The sequence below is a fragment of the Neotamlana laminarinivorans genome, assembly GCF_020523925.1.
GTDB lineage: Bacteria > Bacteroidota > Bacteroidia > Flavobacteriales > Flavobacteriaceae > Neotamlana > Neotamlana laminarinivorans.
This window is the reverse complement of sequence record NZ_JAJAPW010000107.1, coordinates 1-277: the sequence shown is the minus strand read 5'-3', so window position 1 is coordinate 277 and position 277 is coordinate 1. Positions and strand designations below refer to the sequence as shown.

Sequence of the window (277 nt, the reverse complement as noted above, 5' to 3'; positions counted from 1 at the left end):
ATAGTTTTGGCGGCGATGGTCCAAGCACCGGCACGATAACTATCACCAGTGGCGCGAGCAATGGAACCGCCACGGTAAACGATGGGGGCACACCAAATGACCCAACGGACGATACGATAGATTACACCCCAACAGGCGATTACAATGGTCCAGATCAAATCACGTATCAGATCTGCGATGCGGATGGCGATTGTGAAACAGCAGTGGTAGATATTACAGTGAACTCGGTAAATGATGTACCAACAACAGTAGACGATACGGCAAGTGTAGATGAAGA

1 protein-coding gene is annotated in these 277 nt (G+C 49.1%); it reads left to right on the top strand.

The genetic code is table 11. The annotated features are described in order from the left end of the window. Positions 1 to 35 precede the first annotated feature (35 nt). Positions 36 to 277: Ig-like domain-containing protein (locus tag LG649_RS16235; protein ID WP_226544844.1), on the top strand; the 242-nt coding region annotated here is incomplete at its 3' end.